General features: G+C 66.6%; 22 protein-coding genes. 17 read left to right on the top strand and 5 right to left on the bottom strand.

The features are described 5' to 3' along the window. The first annotated feature begins 52 nt into the window (after positions 1-52). The 4 genes from ACIA5H_RS11190 (at position 53) to ACIA5H_RS11175 (ending at position 2,733) form a co-directional block, all read left to right on the top strand. Complete coding sequence (locus ACIA5H_RS11190; RefSeq protein WP_397075575.1) at positions 53-505, top strand: winged helix-turn-helix transcriptional regulator; 453 nt, start codon at positions 53-55, stop codon at positions 503-505. Between the two features lie 247 nt (positions 506-752). Next, a complete protein-coding gene (locus tag ACIA5H_RS11185; RefSeq protein ID WP_355074292.1) occupies positions 753-983 on the top strand; it encodes a DUF6400 family protein in 231 nt (76 codons plus the stop codon). Between the two features lie 299 nt (positions 984-1,282). Further along, on the top strand, positions 1,283-2,113 hold the full coding sequence (locus ACIA5H_RS11180; protein WP_397075572.1) for an LLM class F420-dependent oxidoreductase: 831 nt from the start codon (positions 1,283-1,285) through the stop codon (positions 2,111-2,113). A gap of 206 nt (positions 2,114-2,319) precedes the next feature. Beyond that, positions 2,320-2,733 carry a DUF1003 domain-containing protein gene (locus ACIA5H_RS11175; protein ID WP_379253477.1) on the top strand — a complete coding sequence of 138 codons (414 nt, stop codon included), beginning with the start codon at positions 2,320-2,322 and terminating at the stop codon, positions 2,731-2,733. A gap of 74 nt (positions 2,734-2,807) precedes the next feature. Here ACIA5H_RS11175 and ACIA5H_RS11170 read toward each other — a convergent pair whose 3' ends face one another. Next, positions 2,808-3,416 carry a TetR/AcrR family transcriptional regulator gene (locus tag ACIA5H_RS11170; RefSeq protein WP_379253476.1) on the bottom strand — a complete coding sequence of 203 codons (609 nt, stop codon included), beginning with the start codon at positions 3,414-3,416 and terminating at the stop codon, positions 2,808-2,810. A gap of 77 nt (positions 3,417-3,493) precedes the next feature. On the opposite strand from ACIA5H_RS11170, the gene ACIA5H_RS11165 reads away from it, so the two are divergent. Next, on the top strand, positions 3,494-4,444 hold the full coding sequence (locus ACIA5H_RS11165; RefSeq protein ID WP_379253475.1) for a zinc-binding dehydrogenase: 951 nt from the start codon (positions 3,494-3,496) through the stop codon (positions 4,442-4,444). A 274-nt stretch (positions 4,445-4,718) separates the two neighbouring features. Then, positions 4,719-5,411, top strand: a complete 693-nt coding sequence (locus ACIA5H_RS11160; protein WP_397076030.1) for a dienelactone hydrolase family protein — start codon at positions 4,719-4,721, stop codon at positions 5,409-5,411. Positions 5,412-5,605: 194 nt separating this feature from the next. Here ACIA5H_RS11160 and ACIA5H_RS11155 read toward each other — a convergent pair whose 3' ends face one another. Then, positions 5,606-6,940, bottom strand: coding sequence for a carotenoid oxygenase family protein (locus ACIA5H_RS11155; protein WP_397075569.1), 1,335 nt, complete (start codon positions 6,938-6,940; stop codon positions 5,606-5,608). Positions 6,941-7,272: 332 nt separating this feature from the next. On the opposite strand from ACIA5H_RS11155, the gene ACIA5H_RS11150 reads away from it, so the two are divergent. The 4 genes from ACIA5H_RS11150 to ACIA5H_RS11135 all read left to right on the top strand — a co-directional run bounded on the left by ACIA5H_RS11150 (position 7,273) and on the right by ACIA5H_RS11135 (position 11,577). Further along, a complete protein-coding gene (locus ACIA5H_RS11150; protein WP_379253473.1) occupies positions 7,273-8,037 on the top strand; it encodes a potassium channel family protein in 765 nt (254 codons plus the stop codon). A gap of 229 nt (positions 8,038-8,266) precedes the next feature. Continuing rightward, entirely contained in the window at positions 8,267-9,586 is a 1,320-nt protein-coding gene (locus tag ACIA5H_RS11145; RefSeq protein WP_397075566.1) for a serine hydrolase domain-containing protein, read from the top strand. 294 nt (positions 9,587-9,880) lie between these two features. Beyond that, the gene (locus ACIA5H_RS11140; RefSeq protein ID WP_397075564.1) at positions 9,881-10,441 is read left to right on the top strand and encodes a choice-of-anchor K domain-containing protein; all 561 of its coding nucleotides are present in this window, start codon (positions 9,881-9,883) and stop codon (positions 10,439-10,441) included. A 485-nt stretch (positions 10,442-10,926) separates the two neighbouring features. Further along, on the top strand, positions 10,927-11,577 hold the full coding sequence (locus ACIA5H_RS11135) for a tachylectin-related carbohydrate-binding protein (protein WP_397075562.1): 651 nt from the start codon (positions 10,927-10,929) through the stop codon (positions 11,575-11,577). Between the two features lie 322 nt (positions 11,578-11,899). Here ACIA5H_RS11135 and ACIA5H_RS11130 read toward each other — a convergent pair whose 3' ends face one another. After that, positions 11,900-12,367 carry a MarR family winged helix-turn-helix transcriptional regulator gene (locus ACIA5H_RS11130; RefSeq protein WP_379253468.1) on the bottom strand — a complete coding sequence of 156 codons (468 nt, stop codon included), beginning with the start codon at positions 12,365-12,367 and terminating at the stop codon, positions 11,900-11,902. 111 nt (positions 12,368-12,478) lie between these two features. Here ACIA5H_RS11130 and ACIA5H_RS11125 point away from each other — a divergent pair, with 111 nt between their 5' ends. Both ACIA5H_RS11125 and ACIA5H_RS11120 read left to right on the top strand, forming a co-directional pair. Then, positions 12,479-13,606: an NADH:flavin oxidoreductase gene (locus tag ACIA5H_RS11125; RefSeq protein ID WP_379253467.1), complete on the top strand. Its 1,128-nt coding sequence runs from the start codon at positions 12,479-12,481 to the stop codon at positions 13,604-13,606. Between the two features lie 212 nt (positions 13,607-13,818). Further along, entirely contained in the window at positions 13,819-14,475 is a 657-nt protein-coding gene (locus tag ACIA5H_RS11120; RefSeq protein ID WP_355074313.1) for a helix-turn-helix domain-containing protein, read from the top strand. A gap of 319 nt (positions 14,476-14,794) precedes the next feature. On the opposite strand, the gene ACIA5H_RS11115 is transcribed toward ACIA5H_RS11120, so the two are convergent. Next, the gene (locus tag ACIA5H_RS11115; RefSeq protein ID WP_397075558.1) at positions 14,795-16,234 is read right to left on the bottom strand and encodes an MDR family MFS transporter; all 1,440 of its coding nucleotides are present in this window, start codon (positions 16,232-16,234) and stop codon (positions 14,795-14,797) included. A gap of 97 nt (positions 16,235-16,331) precedes the next feature. Between ACIA5H_RS11115 and ACIA5H_RS11110 the strand changes: the two genes are divergently transcribed. The 4 genes from ACIA5H_RS11110 (at position 16,332) to ACIA5H_RS11095 (ending at position 21,135) form a co-directional block, all read left to right on the top strand. Next, the gene (locus ACIA5H_RS11110) at positions 16,332-17,000 is read left to right on the top strand and encodes a TetR/AcrR family transcriptional regulator (protein WP_379253465.1); all 669 of its coding nucleotides are present in this window, start codon (positions 16,332-16,334) and stop codon (positions 16,998-17,000) included. A gap of 345 nt (positions 17,001-17,345) precedes the next feature. Continuing rightward, positions 17,346-18,797 (top strand): amidase, encoded by a 1,452-nt coding sequence (locus ACIA5H_RS11105; RefSeq protein ID WP_397075555.1) that lies wholly within the window; start codon positions 17,346-17,348, stop codon positions 18,795-18,797. 437 nt (positions 18,798-19,234) lie between these two features. Next, positions 19,235-19,708, top strand: a complete 474-nt coding sequence (locus ACIA5H_RS11100; protein ID WP_397075553.1) for a CoA-binding protein — start codon at positions 19,235-19,237, stop codon at positions 19,706-19,708. Between the two features lie 2 nt (positions 19,709-19,710). Continuing rightward, on the top strand, positions 19,711-21,135 hold the full coding sequence (locus ACIA5H_RS11095; protein ID WP_397075551.1) for a wax ester/triacylglycerol synthase family O-acyltransferase: 1,425 nt from the start codon (positions 19,711-19,713) through the stop codon (positions 21,133-21,135). 196 nt (positions 21,136-21,331) lie between these two features. Here the strand turns inward: ACIA5H_RS11095 and ACIA5H_RS11090 are convergent, their stop codons facing one another. Further along, positions 21,332-21,814, bottom strand: coding sequence for a cupin domain-containing protein (locus ACIA5H_RS11090; RefSeq protein WP_397075549.1), 483 nt, complete (start codon positions 21,812-21,814; stop codon positions 21,332-21,334). 80 nt (positions 21,815-21,894) lie between these two features. On the opposite strand from ACIA5H_RS11090, the gene ACIA5H_RS11085 reads away from it, so the two are divergent. Continuing rightward, entirely contained in the window at positions 21,895-22,761 is an 867-nt protein-coding gene (locus ACIA5H_RS11085; RefSeq protein WP_397075547.1) for a LysR substrate-binding domain-containing protein, read from the top strand. The last annotated feature ends 130 nt before the right edge of the window (positions 22,762-22,891 follow it).

Below are 22,891 nucleotides of genomic sequence, written 5' to 3'. Positions count from 1 at the left end.
AACCGTAGCACCTTTAGTTCCCTGAAGGAACTCCAATCGGTAAGCTTTTTCCATGCAGCGCACGAACTTCAGCGGGATGGCGTGCTCGATCGCGCGGACGCTCGACGTCATCGGGGAGCCGTGGTCACCGCTGGTCCTGCGGGATGTGTGGGTCGGGCTCAATCGGTTCGACCAGATCCAGGCCGACCTGGGAATCTCCCGCAAGGTCCTGACCGAGCGGCTGAACCACCTCGTCGATCAGGGGGTGCTCGTCCGGCGTCCATACGACCAGCGGCCACGCTACGAGTACCACCTCACGAAGAAGGGTCTCGAGCTGGTGGACCTGCTCATGGTCATGACCCGCTGGGGTGACAGATGGCTCTCGGGCCAGGAAGGCCCGCCGGTGCTCTACCGCCACCACGCGTGCGGCCGGATCAGCGACGTCGACCTGCGCTGCGCCCACTGCGGCGAGCCGATGCACGCGGAGGACATCGACACACTGCCGGGCCCGGGCGCAGCCGAATGACCCCGCCCGCTTGCGTTGCGTCCAGTTGCGAGGGCGCCGGGTAGCGAGGTACCGGGATTCCGGGCCTGGATCAATCGCCGGCCGAATACGCTTCCGATCATTCGCTCTACTCCGCCGTCCAGCGCATGTACGGACATCGGATGTGACGAAGACATATCACAGAACGTGATGCAGATCATTGCGCCAAAAGGTGGGGTTGGGCATCGTCGTCCATTCATTTTGGAAAGAACCTGGTTGGAGATGCCGAATGGCCGACCATAATTTCGCTTATGACCTCACGCTGGACGAGGCACGACGGCGCAGCGCCGTCTTGGCGGCGCTCGGAGACGACTGGGATCCGGTCGCGGTGCTCGCCGAGGAGGAGCTGGCGTACACCATGCTGTACTCGAATCTCGACGATGAGCAGCAGCGAATCTACGAGGAACTCGTCCAAGCGGGGATCCTGCCGGATCGAGCGACACGCGATACTGCGCACTGATCCGACCGCCGAGCACGAACCGTGACCGGTGTTCTGCGTGTGCGACAGCCCGACCGCCGGACGGATCGTCCCCGAGCCGGCATCCGGAACTCATCCAGAGCTGTCGCGCGGGACCAGGGACACGGCCGAGTGGTCGGACTGCCCCCAGGTCGTAGGCGCCGGTCGTCCGCACCGTTATCGTTTTCCTGAGGAAATCTTCGCCCGCCGGCATCCACGCCCGCGTGGGCCGGGACGCGAAACGGTATACCTTCAGCGGCGGGTCGCTGACCAGCGGAGGCAAAAGGAAGGTTCGGACGTTTATGGCGATCGACGGTCTCGGACGGTACGGAGTATGGCGCGGCTACCGGGGATTCGCTCCCGCGGATGCCGCCGAACTCGAGGGTCTCGGTTACAGCGCGCTGTGGCTCGGTGGGTCGCCGCCCGCCGACTTGCCGGTGGTCGAGTCGTTGCTCGAGGCGACGGAGACGTTGATCGTCGCCACCAGCATCGTGAATATCTGGACGGCACCGGCGAATACGGTCGCCGAATCGTTCCACCGGATCGAACAGCGATTCCCCGGCCGCTTCCTGCTCGGTATCGGCGTGGGGCACCCGGAGGCCAACAAGCCGTATCAGAAACCGTACGACGCGCTGGTGGAGTACCTCGACGAGCTCGACAAGGCCGGGGTGCCGAAGGAGCGGATCGCACTGGCGGCCCTCGGGCCGAAGGTGCTCGAACTCTCGCGTGAGCGCACCGCCGGCGCGCTGCCGTATCTGGCTCCGCCGGAGCACACCGCGCGGGCGCGCCGGATCCTCGGCTCCGCGCTGCTGGTCGCGGAGCAGAAGCTCGTGCTCGACGACGATCCGCAGCGGGCGCGCGAAGTCGGCAGGCAGATGGTGGACATGTATCTCGGCCTGCGCAATTACGTCTCGAACCTGCGGCGTCTCGGCTTCTCCGAGGACGATGTGGCCAAACCGGGCAGTGACCGTCTCATCGATGTGCTCACGGTGCACGGCACGCCCGTCGAGGTCACCGGGCAACTGGTCGAGCATCTGAAGGCTGGTGCCGACCACATTGCGCTGCAGGCATTGGACGCGGACTATCTCGGCTCGCTGCGCCAACTCGCGCCGCTGCTGACCGCGGCCGACTGAATCACCGGGCCGGGCCGCGTTCTCGTGAGGCCGGCCATTCGCTGATCCACGTCGATCGACGGTTCGATGGGTGCGCACAGCGGTGTCGAGCGCTGGCGACGGATGCGTCCGCTGCCGCAGAGGTAGCCGGAGTCGGAGGGTGTGTAGGCGGCGGCCGATAGTATTCCGGCGTCGTCGCCCACAATCCTCCTGCCGGGGAGCCCACTATGTCCCAGCCGCCGAATCCCGCCCAACACCCGGTCGTGGTGGACTTCCACACCCGCCGCCGCGACAACTGGCAACTACGCCTCGCGGACTGGATCACCCGCTTTGCCGGATCGATGCCGTTCGTCTACCTCCACGCGGCCGGATTCGCCGCCTGGATGCTCCTCTGCGAGGAAAGCCCTTGGCCGACACTGACTCTCGTGGTATCCCTCGAGGCGATCTTCCTCTCGACGTTCGTGATGATCGGACAGAACCGAGCGGCCGAATTCCAGCAACTCAAAGCCGACCACGACTTCGCCGAGGAAGAGCTCGAACTCAAGACCAACACCGAACTCACCCGCGCCATCCACGCCATGACCACCGAACTGCACCGTCGCATCATCGAGGAAACACCCGACCAGGCCGAGCGGTTGTGATCGCGGTCGACCGACCGGCACGACAGCGCGCTGCCACCGTCCCGCGGTGTTGCGTTGCGGCGGAGGGCGACTCCTTACCGCGCACGCGGCATTGCCGACAGCGGACCGTTCTCAGGCGAGGCGCGGAACGCCTGGATCATGAGCGCGGCGAAGCGCCGCGAGGCCGCCACACGGGTCTGCGAGCCGGCTCGGATTCCTCGGTGTGCCATGAGCATGAGGCTCAGGTCGGCGACTGCGAAGTCGGGTCGCAGCTGCCCGGTCTTCTCGGCGCGGCGGGCCAGTTCGCCGACCGCCCGTAGCGCAGCGGCACGTTCGGCGGCGAAGTCGAATGCGTCGGGAAAGGTCGAGGTGAACGCCTCGGTGAAGGAGCGGTTGTCGGCGTGCAGCGCACAGATGTTCTCGATGAACCGGCAGAAGCCATGCCAGGGATCCGGGTCGGACAGTCCTTGCTCGACGAGGGCGCGGCAGGCGCGCATCTCACCGGCGAACGCGGCGGTGGCCAGGATCTCCTTGGTCGGAAAGTGCCGGTACAGCGTCGCGGGCCCGACCCGGGCATGGCGGGCGATATCGCGCATCGGCACGGTCATTCCCTCGGCGGCGAACAGAGCGCGCGCGGCGTCCAGGATGCGTTCGCGGTTGTCTCTGGCATCCGAACGCAGAGTGTGAGGCAAACGGTCGGCCACCGCTCTCACTTTAGCTAAGCGGACGCATGCGTCCGTTAGCGTCGGCTCGGGGGGATGACGGGAGACGAGGAGAGCCAGTGAAAGCCATCGAGATCCGGACCTTCGGAAGCCCTGACGGCATGGCAGTGGCCGACATTCGCATCCCGTCGCCCGCCGCAGGACAGGTGCTCGTCACCACGGAGGCGATCGGCGTCGGTGGAGTGGACGCGGTGATCCGGCGCGGCACCCTCGGCGGTTACGGCTTCCGGGAAGGGCACATCCCCGGCAGCGAGGTCGCCGGGGTCGTGACCGCGGTCGGCGCGGGTGTCGACCGCTCGTGGGTGGGGCGGCGGGTGTGGGCGTTCACCGGGGTCGGCGGCGGATACGTCGAACATGCCGTCGCCGCCGTCGAGCAGATCCTCGCGCTGCCCGAGCACCTGTCTCCGGCCGCGGCGGTCACCCTGGGCAGCTCCGGAGTCGTGGCGCACTTCGGTCTCGCTCACGCCCGCTTCGCCGCAGGCGAGTCGGTGCTGGTGCGCGGAGCGGGGGGCAGTATCGGAATCTCGGCCGTGCAGCTCGCCGCTCGTGCCGGCGCCGCCGCGGTCGCGGTCACGACCTCCTCGCGGGAGAGAGGCGATCGACTCCGCGCCCTCGGCGCCACCCAGGTGTTGGACCGCGCCGGGACCGGTGGCGCGGACTACGACGTCATCATGGACATCGTCGCCGGCGCCGCCGTCCCGTCGTTCCTCGGCAAACTCGCGCCGAACGGCCGCATGGTGGTCGTGGGGATCGTCGCGGGCTATCCACCGGCCGATTTCGGTATGACGATGATGACGGCGTTCCAGAAGTCGCTCTCCTTCGCAACCTTCAGCGCCGACACCATCGACCACACCGCCCAGCGAGCGATCCGAGCCGAGCAGTTCGCCGCCGCGGCTCGCGGGGAACTGGATGCGGTAGTGCACGAATTGCTGCCGCTGGAGCAGGCCGCGCTGGCGCATCGGAAGATGGACGCCGGAGAGGTTTTCGGTCGCATCGTCCTGACGCCGTGAGCGATCGCATCGCCGAAATCCAGCGCCAGGTCTCCGCGCCCCGGCGATTTGCCCATCCCGCGCTACCGGAAAGATCTCTCGGCGGCCGGACCTCCCAGCCCCCGACCGCCCGATATCGCGGTCATCGATGGTTGTTACCTGGAAAAGGCTCCTGAACTGGGATAATCGGAGTTTGCGCAGCAGACCCGACACTGTATTCAGCTGGCCGTGTGGATGTCCACCGCTCGACGTCCCGACAAACTCGCCCCGACCCACCGAAGGAAGTCAGAGCGCCATGACAGATATCAGCATCGAGACGCTCAACGGAACCATCGACGCGGTGCTCGAAATCCCGTCCGGCGAAGGACCCTGGCCTGGCGTGGTCGTCATCCACGACGCCCTCGGGCTCCGCGGCCCCCACCGGGAGATCGCGCGTCGCATCGCCGGCAACGGCTATCTGGCGATCGTGCCCAACCTGTACTCCCGCGGCGGGATGATCCGCTGTATGCGCTCGATGTTCAACGATCTCATGGCCTATGAAGGCCCCACCTTCGACGACATCGCGGCGGCACGAAAATGCCTGGCAGAAAGGTCCGACTGCACCGGTGCAGTCGGCATCGCCGGATTCTGCTCGGGCGGCGGGTTCGCCCTCGTCGCCTCTACGAAGGGCTTCGGCGCATCGGCGCCGTTCTATCCACCGCCCCTGCAGAGCAAGTACGCCGAAATCGTCGAGGGCGCGTGCCCCATAGTCGCCAGCTTCGGCCGACGCGATCCGATGAACCGGGGTAGCGGCCCGCGCCTCGAAGAAGTGTTGACCCAAAAGAAGATTCCACACGACGTCAAGACCTACCCCGACGCGGGTCACAGCTTCGCCGACCGCACTCCCGGGCAGGCGGTGGCGCGCATCTTCGGGTTCGGCGAGAACGAGAAAGTCGCCGCGGATGCGTGGCAGAGGGTATTCGCGTTCTTCGGCCAGCACCTGCGGTGACCGCGACGCCGCGAGATCGGCGTCGGGGAGCCTCATCCTCGTTGTCGGGTCAGTAGAGCATCGAACGCTCCGCGCCGTCCGCGACGGCGGCCCCGGACACAGCGGCATCGGCCGCACACCTGCGCGCCGCGCTGCCTCGACACTCGGATTGGAGGAGACCGCGCGGGCGGTCGGCGCAACAGCTGGAGATGGAGTCAAGAGGGTATCCAACTGCCGTGGAAGCCGGTGGGGATTCGGACGGGCAGGTGGACTTCGGCGATGGGAGGGCTGTCGAGGTCGGCGGCGTCCAGAATCAGAAGGTAGCCGTTTCCGTGAATACGATCGTGGGCGAAACTCATCAGGTATCCGTCGTTTTCGTCCGTCGCCTGGGGGCGCGGGACGAACACGGCCTCGCCACAGGTACGCCCTTCCGGCAGTCGGTGAGTGCGCCGTGAGGCGCCGTCGGCGAAGTCGTAGCGGTAGATGCGGGAGTGGCTCGGTTCGGCTTCGAGCGAGAAGCTGACCAGGTAACCGAAGCGGTGGTGGAGCCCGACCGTGCTGTCGGCGACGCGCGGATACTCGACCACCGCGTCGTCCACCTGCTGTTCGGTGACGGTGCCCTCGGCAAGCATCAGGCGCCACTGGTGCAGGCGGGGCAGCCCGCCGTCGATATCGTCGCTGCCGTCCCGCCACAATGCTGCCACCCGCGTACCGGTGAGGGTGATGGCGCCGTCGGCCTCGAAGGCGTTGAGGGTGTGCCACACATAGCAGGGTTCGATGTCGAACCAGCGGACCGGGCCACCGGCGCGGGCCATCACGCCGAACCGCGCGTGATGTCCGTCGTCCCAGCGCCACGCTGCGGTGACCTGGTCGAACACGACCGGCAGGTCCATGAAGACCACATGGTGCCGGGTCACGGCGAAGTCGTGCATCATCGTGGCGCGCGGAAGTTCGATCGGCTGGGTCCGGAGCAGCTCGCCGGAGGGTGACACACGGTGGTAGGTCAGATACGGCGGGCGCAGTCGGTAACCGAAGAACAGCAACTCGCCGGATTCCGGACAGATCTTGGGGTGCGCGGTCATCGGCGTCCGCAGCGCGCCGTCGAAGGTGAACGGTCCGACGGTCTCCAGCTCCGGCGTGAGCTGGTAGGGGAAGCCGCCTTCCTCGAGCGCCAGAAGTCGGCCCGCGTGGCTGACGACGTGAGTGTTGGCCGTGGTGACCCGGTAATCCATCGTCGCGGTCGCCGGGTCGAAGCCGAGTTCGAAGCGCGACCGGCCCGGGTGGTGGTAGAGCGGGGTGCGCACGTAGCGGTTGCGATACCAGCGCGCGCGTCCTTCCGTCAAGGCGACCGCGTGGACCATGCCGTCCCCGGCGAAGTAGTGCGGTGACCAACCGGTCCGCGGGTTGGGACCATTACGCACGAACATTCCGTTCAAGTCTGCGGGTATTTCTCCGATCACCTCCGCTGGTTCCACGGTGCATTCCTCGGTGACCGGCGCGTTGTTCCCGGCCAGATGCAGTGGCACGGCCGCGTGCGACGGCATTGTCATCGTCGGATCTCCCTTCCCTGGATCGCCGTGCCAGGATGCCGAGACAATTCTTGAACAAACAGACTTGTTTTCGGCGAAGCCCTGAGCCGCTCACCGAACTCCCAGCTCAGCGCCGCGCAAGAAAATATGCGCGGCTCGATCACCGCCATCCGCGCCAGCCGCGGCCGTCGCGGATGGCGCCGGCCGACTCGTCGCTGGAATGACGACCGGGGTAGGCACGGTGACCTGGGTTCCGTGTGAGAATCGGCTGGAGAACGGCCGGTCTCTTTCGGGACTCGGCGGCCGAACCCGCGGTGTCGCCGACACCGCTGCGCAGCGACACAGGTAGTCCGATGACCGAAACACATTCCGAGTGCACCCGCAGAGAGTCCTGGGAGCGGACGACCGGCATCCCCTTGATGGTGCTGGCCGTCGCGTTTCTCTGCGTCTATGCCTGGCAAGTACTCGATACCGGGGCATCGCCTCGCCTGGACGCCTGGCTCACCCGGGTCGACGTGCTGATCTGGGCGGCGTTCGCGCTGGATTTCGCTGTGCGGTTGGCGCTGTCCGGGAACCGGTTGCGATTCCTGCGTACCCACCCGGTCGACCTGTTGATCGTGGTGTTGCCGCCGCTTCGCCCCCTGCGGCTGTTGCGGGCGGCCATGCTCGTGATCGGCACCCTGAACCGGAACACGACGACCAGAGCCAGGCTCGCGGTATTCGTAGGAACTAGTTCGCTACTGCTTCTGCTGCTGTGCAGTCTGGCATTCTTCGACGCCGAGTACGGGGCGGCCGACAGCAAGATCCACAATTTCGGTGACGCGCTGTGGTGGTCGATGGTGTCGGTGACCACCGTCGGCTACGGCGATGTGTATCCGGTGACCACCGAAGGCCGTTTGATCTCGCTGATCCTCATGACCCTGGGCATCGGCCTGATCAGTTTCGCAATCGGCACCACCACCAGCTGGGTGATGGATCAGCTGAAGAGCGTCGAGGCGAATGTGGAGAGTACCGATCGGGAGATCACCGAACTCGTCGCAGAGATCAGAGCATTACGTGCCGAGGTGGCCGCTCTGCGATCCACTGGGATCGAGCCGGATACCGTGCCGGCCGAATGACCGACGCATCCTCGGTGACAATGCCCATCTCCGGCGAGAGTCGCCGACGCGGCCCTGCGGTGTCGGCCGAATTTCAACATGATTCGCCGCAACCGCGACCACCAGCGGATGCGGGCCGGTGCGGGGCCGCCCCTACAAGTAGGGGCGCTCAGGGTCGTAACCGGGGGTGAGGTGGGGGCGATGAGCCAGGTGGAGTTCGTCGAGAGCGGAGGCCGGCGTGGGTCGAGCTATGAGAAGTGTTGCGGTGGTCGCTATTACGGCGGCAATGTCGGTGTTCGGGATCGGTTCGCCGGTGATGGCGCATGCCGAACCGGACGGGCTGAGGCATTGCGCGGTCAGCAGTGGACGAGTACCGGAAACAGCGACCCCGGAGGAGGTCGGACTCGATTCGCCCGCGCTGCGCCAGGCGGTGGCGCTCGCGGCGGATTCGACCCGCACGACGCTACAGATCTTTCGGAACAATTGCCTGATCGCGACCGGCCCGAACACCGCGCGGGCCGCCGGTGTGCCGTGGAATCTATGGAGTAGCACCAAGAGCGTGGTTTCGATGGTAGCCGGGATCGCGGTCGACGAGCGGCGGCTGCGGCTCGATGACCCGATCGGCGCCTATCTGCCACCCGAGCTCGGTGATGCCGGACATCGCGCGATCACGGTGCGGAATCTGCTCATCGAATCCAGCGGCATGCGGGTAGCGGTGGCCTCGGAGGGCATCACCGGGTTGGCGCAAATCGACCCGAATGTGGTGGCGCAGGCGCTGGCGATGCCGATCGATCAACAGCAGGGCACCGAGTGGCGCTACAGTCAGCGCGCTGTCGATCTGCTCGTGTACGTCATCCAGCGTGCGGTCGATGAGGACTTTCAGACGTACGCGCAACGAAAGCTCTTCGATCCGTTGGGAATTCCGCCGACCGACTACTTCTGGGGACGGGACCGCAGTGGAAACACCTACGGTTACGCGCATCTACTGCTACCACCGGACGACTTCGCCAAGCTCGGACTGCTGCTCACCAATCGCGGCCAGTGGGGCGGTCACCAGATCATTTCCGCGGAATATCTCGCGCAGGCAGGCCGGCCCGCCCCGACGAACCCATGCTATGGCTTCCTGTTCGTGGTGAACGGGCCGGACTGCGGCAACTACTTTCCTGGACTGCCGCCGGATGCGATGCAGATGTCGGGAATGATGCGCCAGGACAATTTCGTGGTGCCGAGCCTCGGATTGATGGTCAGTTGGACCGGTGTCACGGTGCCGGGGAGCGCGTTGAGCTTCCCGCACGATGTCCTGCGCGCGGTCGGCGCCGCCTTCCGGGAACCTCGCATACCCGCAGCGGCGCCCTACGAGCAGCAATCCGATGTCCAACTGTCCGATCCGATGATCTCGAACCCGGACGCGACACTCGCCGCACTCGGCATCGGCCCGATGGCCTACCCAGGTTGCAACCCGCTGTCCTGCCTGGGTAAACCCATGTCCGCACCGTTCGCGAATTGGCCGCCGGGTTGTTTCATACTCGGCTGCGTCGGCCCGCACCCCGCGACTCCTGGAATCCCGTAGCGGCACAACGCGTCGCGCACCATGCCGCCGCCGACATATCACGACGCCGGGCCACGCAACCGATCCGTAGTTCCTTGCGATGAGACCCAATGCGTCTACGTTCCGCGCACCAACCTGCCTTCACCGTCTTCGGCGGGCATGGGGTCCAGCGAAGATCTTCGAGTAGTAGCTCGACCCAATTACCTTTGTCGCACAACCGATTTCGATGACAGATTGCGCTCTGTGGGGGATGATGTGTCTCACGGTAGATAGGCAGTTCGCCGATCGGTCCGGAAACAAGGGGGCATGTCTGTCATGGGAAAAGTGGACACCAGAGGTGTTTGGACGCGCGTCAGCGTGGACGAGTCGCAGTTCGAGGGTTTGCGACAGCCCGGAGTCAGGTCGAGCGCGGGCATCAAGTCGAGTATCCGATGGGGCGGCAGCCAAGACGAGGAGAAGAGCGGCTACGACTTCACCGGCCTCACCGATGTCGACGCGCGCCTCGACGGCCAGAACTTCCGGCTCGGCATATTCACACACTACAACCGTCGAATTCATTTGCCACACAGTCAGTTCTCGGTTTTCTTGAAGGTCACCGTCGACTTCCAGGACGAGGGATTCGACCATACGTTCACCCTGCGTTTCCGCCACGACGAGACGCCCAACTCGCCGGGCGACGTCCCCGATGTGGTGAGACCGCCGGTCGTCCACGAGAACGACATCGTCCGCGTCGACGGCACCGAATACCTGGTGACCATCAGCGGTTTCCTGGACGACAAGGATGAAGTGAAGCCGTACTTCGAAAATCCCGAAGGGGAAATCAAGAGAGTCTGGCTCGTTGCGAAATTCGAACCCCAGGCTGAGCCGGGTTCCTGAACCAAGATACTCGCCCGGCGCCCATCCTATGTCCTGGTGCGGCGGGACGCTGATGTAAACGGCCGGGCCCGACGGCGTGTTCGCCGGGCCCGGCCTCGGCAATCCAGCGTGCATGATCGACCACCGTGACCCGGGCGCCGCTAGCCGCGCCGACGGTCTTACCTCGTCGCCCTATCGGCCGAGGTGCACGCTGCCAGAGTCCCGAGCGACCACGTGTCCACGGCGATCATCCCGCCTCGGGCGCCGACCGCTGGCTGACGCGCTCGCCTCGAGCTGACATTTCCCGGCGGCCGATCCAGGGAGCCGAGCCGCCGCGACGCTCTCGCGCACCCTGCAGGGCAATTCATCAGCTACGCCCCGAAACGAGTAGTCGACTACTGGTGTCCGCGATCCAGCGTCCTGAAATTATCGCCAGGAGTTCGGCCGAGCGGCCGAAATGTCGGGGACGACATCAGTATCACTCGCGACAAAAGGTAGGAACAGAAATGACCAGGGTTGTCGGCACTGCGTTATATGGCATCAAGCCCGATGGCGATCTGCAGTGGTATCGCCACGACGGTGTCCAGAACGGCGGAGCCTTTTGGACAGCAGGTGAGGGCGGGAAGAGGATCAGTGGCGGCTGGGACATCTACAGCACGGTGTTCAGCGGCCGCGACAGCGGCGTCATCTACGGCATCAAGCCGGACGGCGATCTCCAGTGGTACCGCCACGACGGGTGGCAGGACGGCGGCGCCTTCTGGACCGCCGGTGCGGGCGGTAACAGGATCAGTGGCGGCTGGGACATCTACCGCACGGTCTTCAGCATCGGCCGAGGCGTGGTCTACGGCATCAAGCCGAACGGTGACCTGCAGTGGTACCGCCACGACGGGTGGCAGGACGGCACCGCCAGGTGGACCGCCGGTGCGGGCGGCAACCGGATCAGTGGCGGCTGGGACAGCTACGACAAAGTGTTCAGCGGCTACGACGGCGCGATCTACGGCATCAAGCCGAACGGGGATCTGCACTGGTATCGCCACGACGGGTGGCGAGACGGCACGGCGACGTGGACGGCCGGTGCGGGTGGAAAGAAGATCAGTGGTGGCTGGGACATCTACAGCTCGGTGTTCAGTGGCGACACTTACCTCCACCTCGTCTGAGCATCCATCCGAGATTCGATGTCCTGTGAATCGCGGCTCCGCTTGATGCACGCTCCCCCAGAGGCCTCTGGGGGAGCGTCTACATCCAAAGGAGGCGGAGACCGCCGCCCGATTACGTTCCGTCCATACGTGCCCGCAGTCCTCCGAAGCGCATACCCTGACCGGCCCGGACTCAGCACCCCACCCGAGCTGGATCCGACCGGCGTGGCCGTCGGTGCGCAGCGCCGCGGCGTCGGTAGTGCTTGGAGGGGCGTGCTCGTCGCATTTCCAGACAACGTCGGTCGTTGGCCTGGAACAGCTCTTCGGGTCGGTGTGCCGGCGCTTATCGACCTGCGACCGATGCAGGCGAGTCCGCTCGGGTGACGAGCCGGGAGACGAAAACCCGTTCCAACAGTTCGTACAGACAGTCGCGGTCCTGGTCGCTGAGCCTGTTCAGGCCGTCCTGGGTGGCGCGCATTTTCGCCCGGATCGTGTCGGTTATCCGTTCGCCCTCGGGCGTGATGACGAGATTGGTGACGCGCCGGTCGGCTTCGCTGGCCTCTCGGCGCACGAGGCCACGCTTCTCCAGCCGGTTGATGATCCCGGTGACGTTGGAGGCGTCGCAGGCCAAGGTCTCGGCCAAGGCGCGCATCGCGACGGGCCCTCGGCGCAGCACGGTCAGCGCCTTGCCCTGGCTCGCCGTCAAGTTCTCGCTCGCCGCCGCGACGGTGAAGTCGCCGTAGTAGACGCCGAGCGACACCGAGAGCAGCTCCATCAACTGGGCCGTGTCGACGCGGGGAGCTTCTGCCATGGCGACCAGCCTATCCGGAGAAACTTGACTATCTCAAATATTTACCCTTACCGTGTGTGGCCATTGCTTGAAGTTCTCAACCATCGAAGTCGTACCAACGAGGAGTACCCAGTGATCGTCACCGCGTCCGACGCCTCGCGCACAGCCGAGATCCTCTCCCGGCCCGTCGCGCTGAACGGCCTGACCGTCCCGAATCGCATCGTGATGGCGCCGATGACGCGCATGTTCTCCCCCGGCGGCGTTCCCGGTGACGATGTGCGGTCGTACTACGCCCGCCGCGCCGCCGCAGGCGTGGGCCTGATCGTCACCGAGGGCACCTACGTCGGCCACGAGTCCGCTGGGCAGAGTGACCGTGTGCCGCGCTTCCACGGTGAAGAGCAGTTGGCGGGGTGGGCGAAGGTCGCCGAGGACGTTCACGCGGCAGGCGGCACCATCGTGCCGCAGCTGTGGCACATCGGCATGGTCCGCAACCAGGGGGACGCGCCCTACCCCGATGCGCCCGCCGTCGGCCCCTCCGGTATTCGCGTCGACGGCACCGAGGGTCTCGGTAAGGCGATGACCCAGGGTGACCTGGACGACGTCATCGGCGCCTTCGCCGAGGCCGCGGCGGACGCCGAGCGCATCGGCTTCGACGGCGTCGAACTGCACGGCGCTCACGGCTATCTCCTCGACCAGTTCCTGTGGGCGCGAACGAACCGCCGTGATGATGCCTACGGCGGCGGCATCGTGGCCCGGACAACGTTCGCCGCCGAGATCGTGGCCGCTGTTCGTGCGGCCGTCTCGCCCGGCTTCCCGGTGATCTTCCGTTACTCGCAGTGGAAGCAGGAGGCCTACGATGCACGGCTCGCCGAGACGCCGCAGGAGCTGGAAGCGATCCTGGCTCCGCTCGCCGCAGCCGGCGTAGACGCCTTCCACGCCTCCACCCGTCGCTACTGGCTCCCGGAGTTCGACGGCTCGGACCTGAACCTGGCAGGCTGGACCAAGAAGCTCACCGGCAAGCCCACCATCACCGTCGGCTCGGTCGGCCTGGACGGCGACTTCCTCCGTGCCTTCACCGGCGAGGGCGCCGAACTCGGCAGCCTCGACAACCTCCTCGATCGCCTGGAGCGCGAAGAATTCGACTTGGTCGCCGTCGGTCGCGCCCTGCTCCAGGACCCGGAGTGGGCGTCCAAGGTCCTGGCGGGGCGGATCGACGAGCTGAAGCCGTACGACGCGGCGGCACTGAAGACGCTGAGGTAAGCGAGTTTCAGCAGGCCGTCGTCGTCGATCCGAGCGAAACGGCGGATCGAGCGCACCGCGGGCATCCATAGCGAGCCACGCCGGGCGAGCGCATCCAGGACACTTGGCGTTCGGCGCATGGACCACCGCCGGGAGACCGTCACCACTGTAATCGTATCTGATGGAGCCATCAGATACGATTACGGTGACATTCGCCGATGGAAGAGGGATCCATGTCCGCCGACCCCGTGGTGCGCAATCGCATCGACCGCCGCCGGGAACGCACCCGCAATGCACTGCTGGGCGCAGCACGGAAGTTCCTGGCGGAAGGACGTTCGGCGGTGAGCATCCAAGAGATCACCGACGCCGCCGACGTGGGATTCGGCTCGTTCTACAACCACTTCACCTCCAAGGAAGAGCTGTTCGACGAAGCCGTCCGCTCGGTGTTGCAGGTCTACAGCGAGATGCGCGACGAGATCGTGAAGCTGTACGACGACCCGGCCGAGGTATTCGCGGTGAGTTTCCGGATGACCGGCCGTCTCCAGCGGCAGGCGCCGGAGATAGTGCGGGTGCTGCTGAATTCCGGCATGCCGGTGCTGCTTCGGGACGAGGGCCTGGCCCCGCGTGCCCGCCGCGACATCATCGCCGCCCAGGAGGCGGGCCGGTTCGAGCCGATGGACCCGGACATGGCCGTCATGGCCGCAGGCGGCGCGCTGCTGGGCCTGCTGCAACTCCTGGACGCCCAACCCGGGGCCGATGCGGGCGCGTTGACCGACGAGATGACCTTCCATGTGCTGCGCATGTTCGGCATGAACAAGCGTTCGGCGCAGAAGCTCGTCTCCCACCCCCTGCCCCCGCAGCCGCAGCCGCAGCTAGTCCCTGATCCATAGTTCCGGTGGCATCGTCATGCTCAGTGGCGCAGGTCTATCCGTGACCTCGTCGAGGCGGCGCCCGTCCCCGAGGCGATCGTTGGGCAACAGACGCCCTGCCGAGCCGCGCCGTAGCAGTGGAGCGGCCTCCAGCGCCGAGCGGCGCAGTGGTGGTATCTCGCCGCTGGATATCACACGGGCGAGACCGGGCAGTCGATGTTAGTCCCGCGCCCATCCCCTGACCGATGAACGGCGGGGTGAGGTGGGCCGCGTCACCGAGCAACGATCGGGGGCAACGCGCGCCTGAGGGACGAAAACCGCTGCCCCGTCGGCGTCTGCTTCAGTTGCCGAGAGAGTCATCGGCCGCGTCGACGCGTCCGCCCCGTGCGGCCAACGCGGCCGCGGGAATAATGGCGACCAGTGCGGCTCCCAGCACCCAGGTGAAAGTGGTCGCGAACGCCTCCGCCTGCTCCGAGTGCTGGATCCCGCTGTCTCTCAGCCCCTGCTGCAGGATCACCACGAACACGGCCGTGCCGATGGATCCGCCGATGCGCTGCATGATGTTGAGCTGAGGTGTGGCGTCCGCCATCTGAGCCGGGCCGAGGTTGCGCAGCGCCACCGTCATGGCAGGTGTCGCGGCCAGTCCGATGCCGAGCCCACGCACGATCATCGCGGCGGCCAGCAGCCAATACGGCGTGTCGCCGGTGACGAACAGAAACGGCACCGTGGCGACGACACCGATCACCGCACCGATCACGCTGGTGAGCCCGCCGAGCCGCTCGACCATGGGTGCCGACAGCCCCATGGCTACGGCCGCGCCCAGCCCTTGCGGGGCCAGCAGCATTCCGGTGTGCGCGGCATCCTGATCTCGGATCACCTGAAAATACAGAGGCAGCAGCACCATCGCCCCGAAGGTCACCGCGCCCAGCACCAGCGTCGTGACCGCACCAGCACGGAACAGCGGATCCCGCCACAGCCGCAGATCGAGAACAGGATGCGCGGATCGCGTCGCGTGCACGACGAAAAGGCCGATGACGGCGACGCCGGCCAAGACCGGAACCAGCACCTGCGGATCGGTCACATTCCGGACTCCGGCGCGAGCCGATCCGAAAGTGACGCCCACTGTTCCGAGTGAAATCAACGCCAGTCCAACGACATCCAACGAACCCGCGGCTTCGGTCGGCTCGCCGGGCTGGAGCAGTCGCCACGCCAGCACCAGGCCCAGCACGCCGAATGGCACGTTGATCAGGAAGATCCACTGCCAGCCCGCGTATTGCAACAACAGTCCGCCGATGGTCGGCCCGATGACGGGTGTGAGCACCATCGGCAGTCCCGCCGCCACCATGGCTCGCGCCATGCCGCGCTGCCCAGCGCTGGCGATCAGGATCAACTGCCCGACGGGAATCATCAGCCCCGCACCGAATCCCTGCGCGACGCGGGCGACGATCAGGGTACCCACCGAGTCCGCGAGTCCGCAGGCGATCGAGGCGACGGTGAACAGGCCGAGCGTGCTCATATAGAGCCGCTTGGGCCCGATCTTGCGGGCAGCCCAGCCGCTGGCGGGCAGCACCGCCACCTGCACCAGGAGATAAGCCGTGACGACCCACTGGATGGCGTCCAGCGACGCGTCCAGGGCCGTAGCCAGGGAGTGCAGAGCGACATTGACGATCGTGGCGTCGAGGAAGGCGAGCACCGCGCCGACCAATACGACGACCACGGCCCGACGTGCCTGCGGGCTCAGCCCGGTGGTCACGCCGTCGGAAACGTTGGAAGCAGTCACCTTCGCAGTGTCATCCACGCGGGAAACTCTGTCAACCAATTGGATGACAATGCATCCGACTGGTTGAACCAGTCACCCGAACCGGTAACCTGTTCGCATGGCCCGCAGCACGGATCCGACGCCCGAAGGCCCGGCCCGCCGTCCGCGCCGCGCCCCCAGCGCGGACGAGCGCCGCCGCGACGCGGAGCGCTCCCGTCAGGCTCTGCTGGATGCGGCCCTGGATGAGTTCTCCGCAAAGGGCTTCGACGGTGCGCGGGTCCAGGACATCGCCGCTCGCGCGGGGGTGAACAAACAGCTCATCGCCTACTACTTCGGCGGCAAGGAAAACCTTTATCAAGAGATTCAACGGCACTGGCCGGAGGCCGAGGCCGAGCGTGCCGATCCGGCACTCCCCCTCGACGAGACCGCCGCCCGTTACCTCACCGCCGCGCTGGCGGACCCACGCCCGGCCCGCCTGGTCATCTGGCGCGGCTTGACCGGGGGCGGCACCGAATCCGACTACATCGACGACGCCACGGTCATCGACACCGATCTGGCCAACCTCCGCCGAGCAAAGGAGCGCGGCCAGATAGCCCCGGAGCTGGATCCCGCGTTCGTCCGCATGGCCGTCATGAGCATGGTTTTGGCGCCCCTGATGCTCCCCGAGGCCGCCCTGCGAGCCACCGGAAAGACTCCCGGCTCACCGGAATTCGAGGAGTACTATCGCACTCAACTCCGCGCCCTTATCCGCCGCCTCGGCACGGCCGAATCACCGGAAGGGGCCTGATCCGGGCTCTTCCTGGGCGCGGCGACGCTCGGGCCAATCTCGGTATCGGTGTTTTCCGGCGGTTTCTCTCAGTCGGTTTGTGCGTTAAGCCAGAGGTCGGCGGAAGTGATTACGAACGCGTTGACCGCGGATGAGCATATGAGACATATATCCCGTTGCCCGGCGCGGCATTCTTATGCCCCGCGCTCATGGAGTTGGCCCGCTGCCGACGCTGTGACCTGGGGTGGAATGTCCGGTGATCGCAGCACGAGCGCATGACTTCACCGGCGCGGGTGGTCCGCTCGACTTTCCATTGCGCGAAACGGCATTTTATGTCCTCTCCGGCAGGCCGATAGCGTCGGATTCATGAATTGGAGTTTTCAGTCGGCGGAAGAACTCGCGGCCGCCTTGCATGCCGGTGAAGTGACATCGGTGGAACTGACCGACGAGGCGATCGCGCGTATCGAGCGCGACGACAAGGCGATCAACGCGATCTGCGTACCGGATTTCGATAATGCGCGGGCCGCCGCACGCGCTGCCGACCAGGCGCGCGCCCGCGGCGAGGATCGGCCGCTGCTCGGTATTCCGGTGACGGTCAAGGAGTCCTACAACATCGCCGGACTGCCCACGACCTGGGGCATGCCGCAGTACAAGGATTATGTGCCTGCCGAGGACGCGGTACAGGTGTCGCGGCTGAAGGCCGCAGGCGCGGTGCTGCTCGGAAAGACCAATGTGCCGTTGACGCTGCGAGATATCCAAAGCTTCAACGCGATCTACGGAACCACCAACAACCCGTGGAACCACAGCCGCACGTCGGGTGGGTCGTCCGGCGGTTCCGCGGCGGCCCTGGCGTCCGGATTCGGCGCGCTGTCCATCGGCTCCGACCTCGCCGGTTCGCTGCGCACCCCCGCGCATTTCTGCGGCATCTACGCGCACAAGCCGACACTCGGACTGGTGGCGTCCCGCGGTATGGTCGCGCCGCCGGCGCCGGCATTGCCGGTCGATCTCGACCTCGCTGTTGTCGGTCCGATGGCGCGCACCGCCCGCGACCTCACGCTCCTGCTCGACGTTATGGCCGGACCGGACCCGCTGACCTACGGCGTCGCCTACGACGTCGCACTGCCGCCCGCGCGCCACGAACGGCTGGCCGACTTCCGTGCCCTGATCATCGAGGAACATCCGCTCATTCCGACCGGATCGGCGGTGCGGGCGGGCGTGAACCGGGTCGCCGAGGCCCTCGTCGACGAGGGCGCCCGCGTCGAACGGCACAGCCCGCTGCTGCCCGATCCGATCGAAGCGGCGACGCTTTATATGCAACTGATGCTGTCGAACGCCGCCGCGGGTCTTCCCCTCGACGTGTACCGACAGCTGCGGACCCAAGCCGCCGCACTGAGCGCGGACGACCGGAGCCTCGATGCGGCGCGGCTTCGCGGCATGGTGCTCAGCCACCGCGACTGGGTCGAGGCGAACAACCGTCGCGAACTCCACCGCCACGGCTGGCGGCAGCTGTTCGCCGAGTTCGATGCCGTGGTGTGCCCCATCACGCCTACTCCCGCGTTCCCGCACGACCACGACGGAGGTCTGGAGGACCGGCACATCGACATCGACGGCGTCGAGTACCCGTACTTCGACCAGCTCGTCTGGGCCGGTATGGCCACCATGCCCGGCCTGCCCGCCACCGCCATACCCGCGGGCCGCTCACCCGAGGGCCTGCCGGTGGGAGTGCAGCTCATCGGTCCGATGTTCGAGGACCGCACCCCGCTGCGGCTGGCCGAACTGCTCGAGCAGAAGATCGGCGGCTTCCAGGCACCGAAGTAGGGTGCGCTACCGGGTGCCGGTCGAGCGGATGACGAACGCACAGGCCGGCCCCTGGCGGCACCCGCGGTCGGACCGACCGGGACGGCGAAACAGTGCCGATAATGCACGCCCGCGGCGCAGCTGGGAGTAGAGGATGGGCACGGAGGGCATGCGGGCGCCTCGATGGCGGCGACGGTCGCCTCGGGTCCGGACCACTCAACGGGTCGCGAATCGGGTGTGGGCAGTAAGGCGGTTCGGCTCGGTGAGCGATGGACCTTCGGCCCTGCCGCGAGGTAGTCCCGAAGACGACGATGTGAAGAAAAGAGGGGTACTCACGGTGGCCGCAATCGGAGCGCTCGCCGCGGATTACTCGATCGAAGTCGAACGAAAGACTCCCGACTCGACGAAGACCGGATCACCGCGCCGGCGTAGGTATTGCGGGCAGTGACTGGAGGTGGATGATGCCGACGATAAAGGAAGCGGCTTCTGCGTTCCTCGCGAACAAGCGAATCGCGGTGACGGGTGTATCGCGGAAACCCAAGGAGCACGGATCCAACGTCGTTTACAAGCGTCTGCGCGACCGCGGGTACGAGGTGTTCGCGGTCAATCCCAATACCGACGAGGTCGAGGGCGAGCGCAGCTATCACGACTTGAAGAGCATCCCCGGAGGGGTCGACGCCGTCGTCATCGCCACCGCGCCCGACAAGGCCGACAGCGCGATGCGCGAGTGCGTCGAACTTGGGATCAAACACGTATGGATGCATCGGTCTTACGGCGTGGGCAGCGTCAGCGACACGGCCACGGACTATGGGCGTGGGCACGGCATCACTGTGATCGATGGAGGCTGCCCGCTGATGTTCGAACCGACCGCCGACCTCGGCCACAAGGTCATGCGTGTGGTCTACCGGAGTCACGTTCCGAAGAGCGTGTAGTCATGACCGAGACCCGTCTGCTGCAACGGGTGACCGCTTCGGACCTGTTCCTGCTGCTCTGGGAGGACTACGGCTGGTCCACCGACATCGGCGGGCTCGCCATCCTCGACGGCACTAGCCTGCTCGACGTGGACGGCAGCGTCCGGCTCGACGCAGTCCGGCGACACCTCGAGCCGAGAGTGCATTCGGTGCCTCGCTTCAGGCAACTGCTGCGCCGGCCGCGGCTCGGGCTTGGCTGGCCGCTGTGGATCGACGCGCCCTACTTCGACCTCGCTGAGCACATTCACGTCCATGCGCTTCCCGCGCCCGGCGACCAGGACCAGTTGTTGCAGATATGCCAGCAACTGGCCCGGCGACCGTTCGATCCCGACCGGCCGCTGTGGGAGCTGTGGCTGCTACCCGGCCTGCCGGAACAACGGGTCGGCGCGTTCTTGAAGCTGCATCACGTCCTCGCCGATGGCCCGGCCGCGATGGCCGCCTTCGGGGCGCTGCTCGACCGGACCGCCGACGCGCCGGTCGGGTCTGCACCGCCGTGGAGTCCGACACCCGCCCCGTCCACCGGTGAACTGCTCCGCGACAACCTGCGAGGCCGCCGACACCAACTACGGCTCGGGTGGTCGGGTCTTGTCCATCCGAGCAGAACACTGCGTCTCGCGCGCCGTGCGTTGCCGGCCTGGCGGGAGGTGCTTACAGAAAAGCCCGCCCCACGAACCAGCCTCAACCACCCTGTAGGCGCCGAGCGCCGACTGGCCATCGTCCGCGGCCGCCTCGACGCCATCAAACATGTCGCCCATGACCATCACGCCACCGTCAACGACGTCGTGCTGACCGCGGTTGCCGGTGGCCTGCGCCGACTGCTGGCAAGCCGCGGCGAGGATGTCCACGGGCTCGTCCAGCGCGCGATGGTAACGATCTCCCACCACGAAGCGCGTCCCGGGGAAGCGCAAGGCAACACGCCCGGATGGATGATGGTGCCGCTGCCGGTCGGTGAGCCGGACTCGTTGTGCCGGCTCACATCGATCGCCGCAGAGACAAGCGCACGGAGGGACAAGCCTCGCCCCGAGGCGGGCAGCGGAATCTTCAGATTCGTTGCCGGCCAGCGCCTCTGGTACCGGCTGTTTCCGCGACAGCGGTCAGTGAACCTGGTCGTGAGCAACGTCCCGGGTCCGCCGATGCGGCTGTATCTCGCCGGCGCGCCGCTGTTGGAGGTGTTTCCGGTGCTGCCGCCCATGGGCAACCTGCCACTTGTCGTCGCCGCCCTGTCGTACGCCGGCCAGCTCAACTTCACTGCCGCCGCGGACCAGGACAACTGCCCGGACGTGGAGGTGTTCGCCCGCGGGATACGCGATGCACTCGATGACCTCGCGCAACCGATCCTGGAGTCCGAGACGGGCGATCGGGCCGGTGCCAGCCCGGCATCAGCGTGATATGGCCACGGCCCGTAAGTTGATCAGCCGAAGCAGGTTGCTCACCAGCACAGGCCCCCCGGATCCCGGCTTGCCGCCGTGCGGACCAGCGCCGCGCCCATCGTCCGGGCCAGAAGTACACCCGCCGCGCGGCCATGGAGAACCGCGGCACCGGCACTCCGACTGCGCCGCCCCGGGCCGCGGGCGCACCCGGGGTTCAGGCGAAGTCGGTGGCGGGCTCGGTGGCGTAGCGGCTCATCACCTCGATGTTCACCTGCGGTGTCAGTCCCCGGCTGTCGGCGGCCATGTCCTGGAGGTCGCGGAAGTACTGCACGTACAGGTCGGGGGTGAAGGTGCTGAGCATGACGGCTGGTCGATCGGTGATGTTGGCGAAGGTGTGCGGGGCGCCAGGCGGGACCATCACCAGCGTGCCCGCTGTCACGTCGTAGTCGGTGTTGCCGACGGTGAACCGCAGCGCGCCGGAGATGATGTAGAACCCTTCGTCGTGCTGGGCGTGCCGGTGCTGCGGTGGTCCGGGAGTGTGTGGGGGAATGATGGATTCGGCGAGTCCGAGGCGGTGCGCGGTGTTGCTGCCGTCCTCGAGGACGCGCATTCGCGTGGCGCCCAGGATGATCAGCTCTCCCTCGCCCGGGCCCACCACCGAAACGGTTGTGCCGGAGTTGTTTTTGTCGTCTGACATGTTTCGATTGCACCGCCGAGTTGTCGTGCGCGTCCAAGACCTGTTCTGCGATGCCGATACCGGACGGGTATCGTGCCAGCGTGGAGCTGCGTATGCTGCGCTACTTCGTAGCTGTTGCCGAGGAACGCCATTTCGGTCGCGCCGCCGCCCGGCTGCACATGAGCCAGCCGCCGCTGAGCCGCGCCATCCGGCAACTGGAGTCGGAAGTCGGTGCGGCCCTGTTCGACAGGTCGCCCACCGGTGTCGGCCTCACTCGGGTCGGGACGGTGCTGCTCGACGAGGCGCGCGCCCTGCTCGATCAGGCCGAGCGCGCCACCGTGCGGGTCGCCGCCGCGGCCGGAACCGCGAATCTCACCGTCGGCATCCTGGGGGACGGCACCGACCCCGGTGTCACCAGGCTTGCCGCGGCCTACCGCCACAAGCATCCCGAGGTCGACATCCGCATCCGCGACACCGATCTCACCGACCCCACCTGCGGACTGCGGGCGGGCCTGGTCGACGTCGCCGTGACCCGGGCCCCGTTCGACGACACCGCCCTGACCGTGCATGAACTGCGTGCCGACCCGGTCGGGGCCGTCTTGCGCGCCGACGATCCACTGGCCCGCCGCGACCACCTGACGCTGGCCGACCTGGCCGGCCGCCGCTGGTTCCAGTTCCCCGACGGTACCGATGCCACCTGGCAGACATATTGGAACGGAGGCCGGACACGCGGAGGTCCGGTAGTGCGGGTCGTTCAGGAATGTGTGCAGGCCGTGCTCTGGAACGGCACCGTCGGCATCACCCCGCTCGGGCACAGTGTGCCAGAGGGACTGGGCACGGTCCCACTGAACGACATGGCACCGAGCAGAGTGGTGGTCGCCTGGAACGAGGGTGACACCAACCCCCTGATCCGATCGTTCGTGCAGATAGCCACGATCGCATACCTCGATCCCCCACCTCGGCCGTGAAGGCGACTCGGTCCACGAGCCGGAACTAAAGCTCGGCTCGAGACGCACTGGAATCGGTTACTCGAGCGGATGTCCTGCGCCACAGCCGATCACCGAGTCAATCGATCGACCGGCGGCATCTCAGTGCGTT

Source organism: Nocardia sp. NPDC051900 (assembly GCF_044452545.1).
GTDB classification, from domain to species: domain Bacteria; phylum Actinomycetota; class Actinomycetes; order Mycobacteriales; family Mycobacteriaceae; genus Nocardia; species Nocardia sichangensis.
Note: the sequence above shows the minus strand (reverse complement) of the source record. Positions and strands in the feature narration are given on the sequence as shown.

Coding starts and splice junctions, on each gene's coding strand:
- ACIA5H_RS11190 (WP_397075575.1), top strand. CDS start 53: ATGCAGCGCACGAACTTCAGCGGGATGGCGTGCTCGATCGCGCGGACG.
- ACIA5H_RS11185 (WP_355074292.1), top strand. CDS start 753: ATGGCCGACCATAATTTCGCTTATGACCTCACGCTGGACGAGGCACGA.
- ACIA5H_RS11180 (WP_397075572.1), top strand. CDS start 1,283: ATGGCGATCGACGGTCTCGGACGGTACGGAGTATGGCGCGGCTACCGG.
- ACIA5H_RS11175 (WP_379253477.1), top strand. CDS start 2,320: ATGTCCCAGCCGCCGAATCCCGCCCAACACCCGGTCGTGGTGGACTTC.
- ACIA5H_RS11160 (WP_397076030.1), top strand. CDS start 4,719: ATGACAGATATCAGCATCGAGACGCTCAACGGAACCATCGACGCGGTG.
- ACIA5H_RS11155 (WP_397075569.1), bottom strand. CDS start 6,940: ATGACAATGCCGTCGCACGCGGCCGTGCCACTGCATCTGGCCGGGAAC.
- ACIA5H_RS11150 (WP_379253473.1), top strand. CDS start 7,273: ATGACCGAAACACATTCCGAGTGCACCCGCAGAGAGTCCTGGGAGCGG.
- ACIA5H_RS11145 (WP_397075566.1), top strand. CDS start 8,267: ATGAGAAGTGTTGCGGTGGTCGCTATTACGGCGGCAATGTCGGTGTTC.
- ACIA5H_RS11140 (WP_397075564.1), top strand. CDS start 9,881: ATGGGAAAAGTGGACACCAGAGGTGTTTGGACGCGCGTCAGCGTGGAC.
- ACIA5H_RS11135 (WP_397075562.1), top strand. CDS start 10,927: ATGACCAGGGTTGTCGGCACTGCGTTATATGGCATCAAGCCCGATGGC.
- ACIA5H_RS11130 (WP_379253468.1), bottom strand. CDS start 12,367: ATGGCAGAAGCTCCCCGCGTCGACACGGCCCAGTTGATGGAGCTGCTC.
- ACIA5H_RS11120 (WP_355074313.1), top strand. CDS start 13,819: ATGTCCGCCGACCCCGTGGTGCGCAATCGCATCGACCGCCGCCGGGAA.
- ACIA5H_RS11110 (WP_379253465.1), top strand. CDS start 16,332: ATGGCCCGCAGCACGGATCCGACGCCCGAAGGCCCGGCCCGCCGTCCG.
- ACIA5H_RS11105 (WP_397075555.1), top strand. CDS start 17,346: ATGAATTGGAGTTTTCAGTCGGCGGAAGAACTCGCGGCCGCCTTGCAT.
- ACIA5H_RS11100 (WP_397075553.1), top strand. CDS start 19,235: ATGATGCCGACGATAAAGGAAGCGGCTTCTGCGTTCCTCGCGAACAAG.
- ACIA5H_RS11095 (WP_397075551.1), top strand. CDS start 19,711: ATGACCGAGACCCGTCTGCTGCAACGGGTGACCGCTTCGGACCTGTTC.
- ACIA5H_RS11090 (WP_397075549.1), bottom strand. CDS start 21,814: ATGTCAGACGACAAAAACAACTCCGGCACAACCGTTTCGGTGGTGGGC.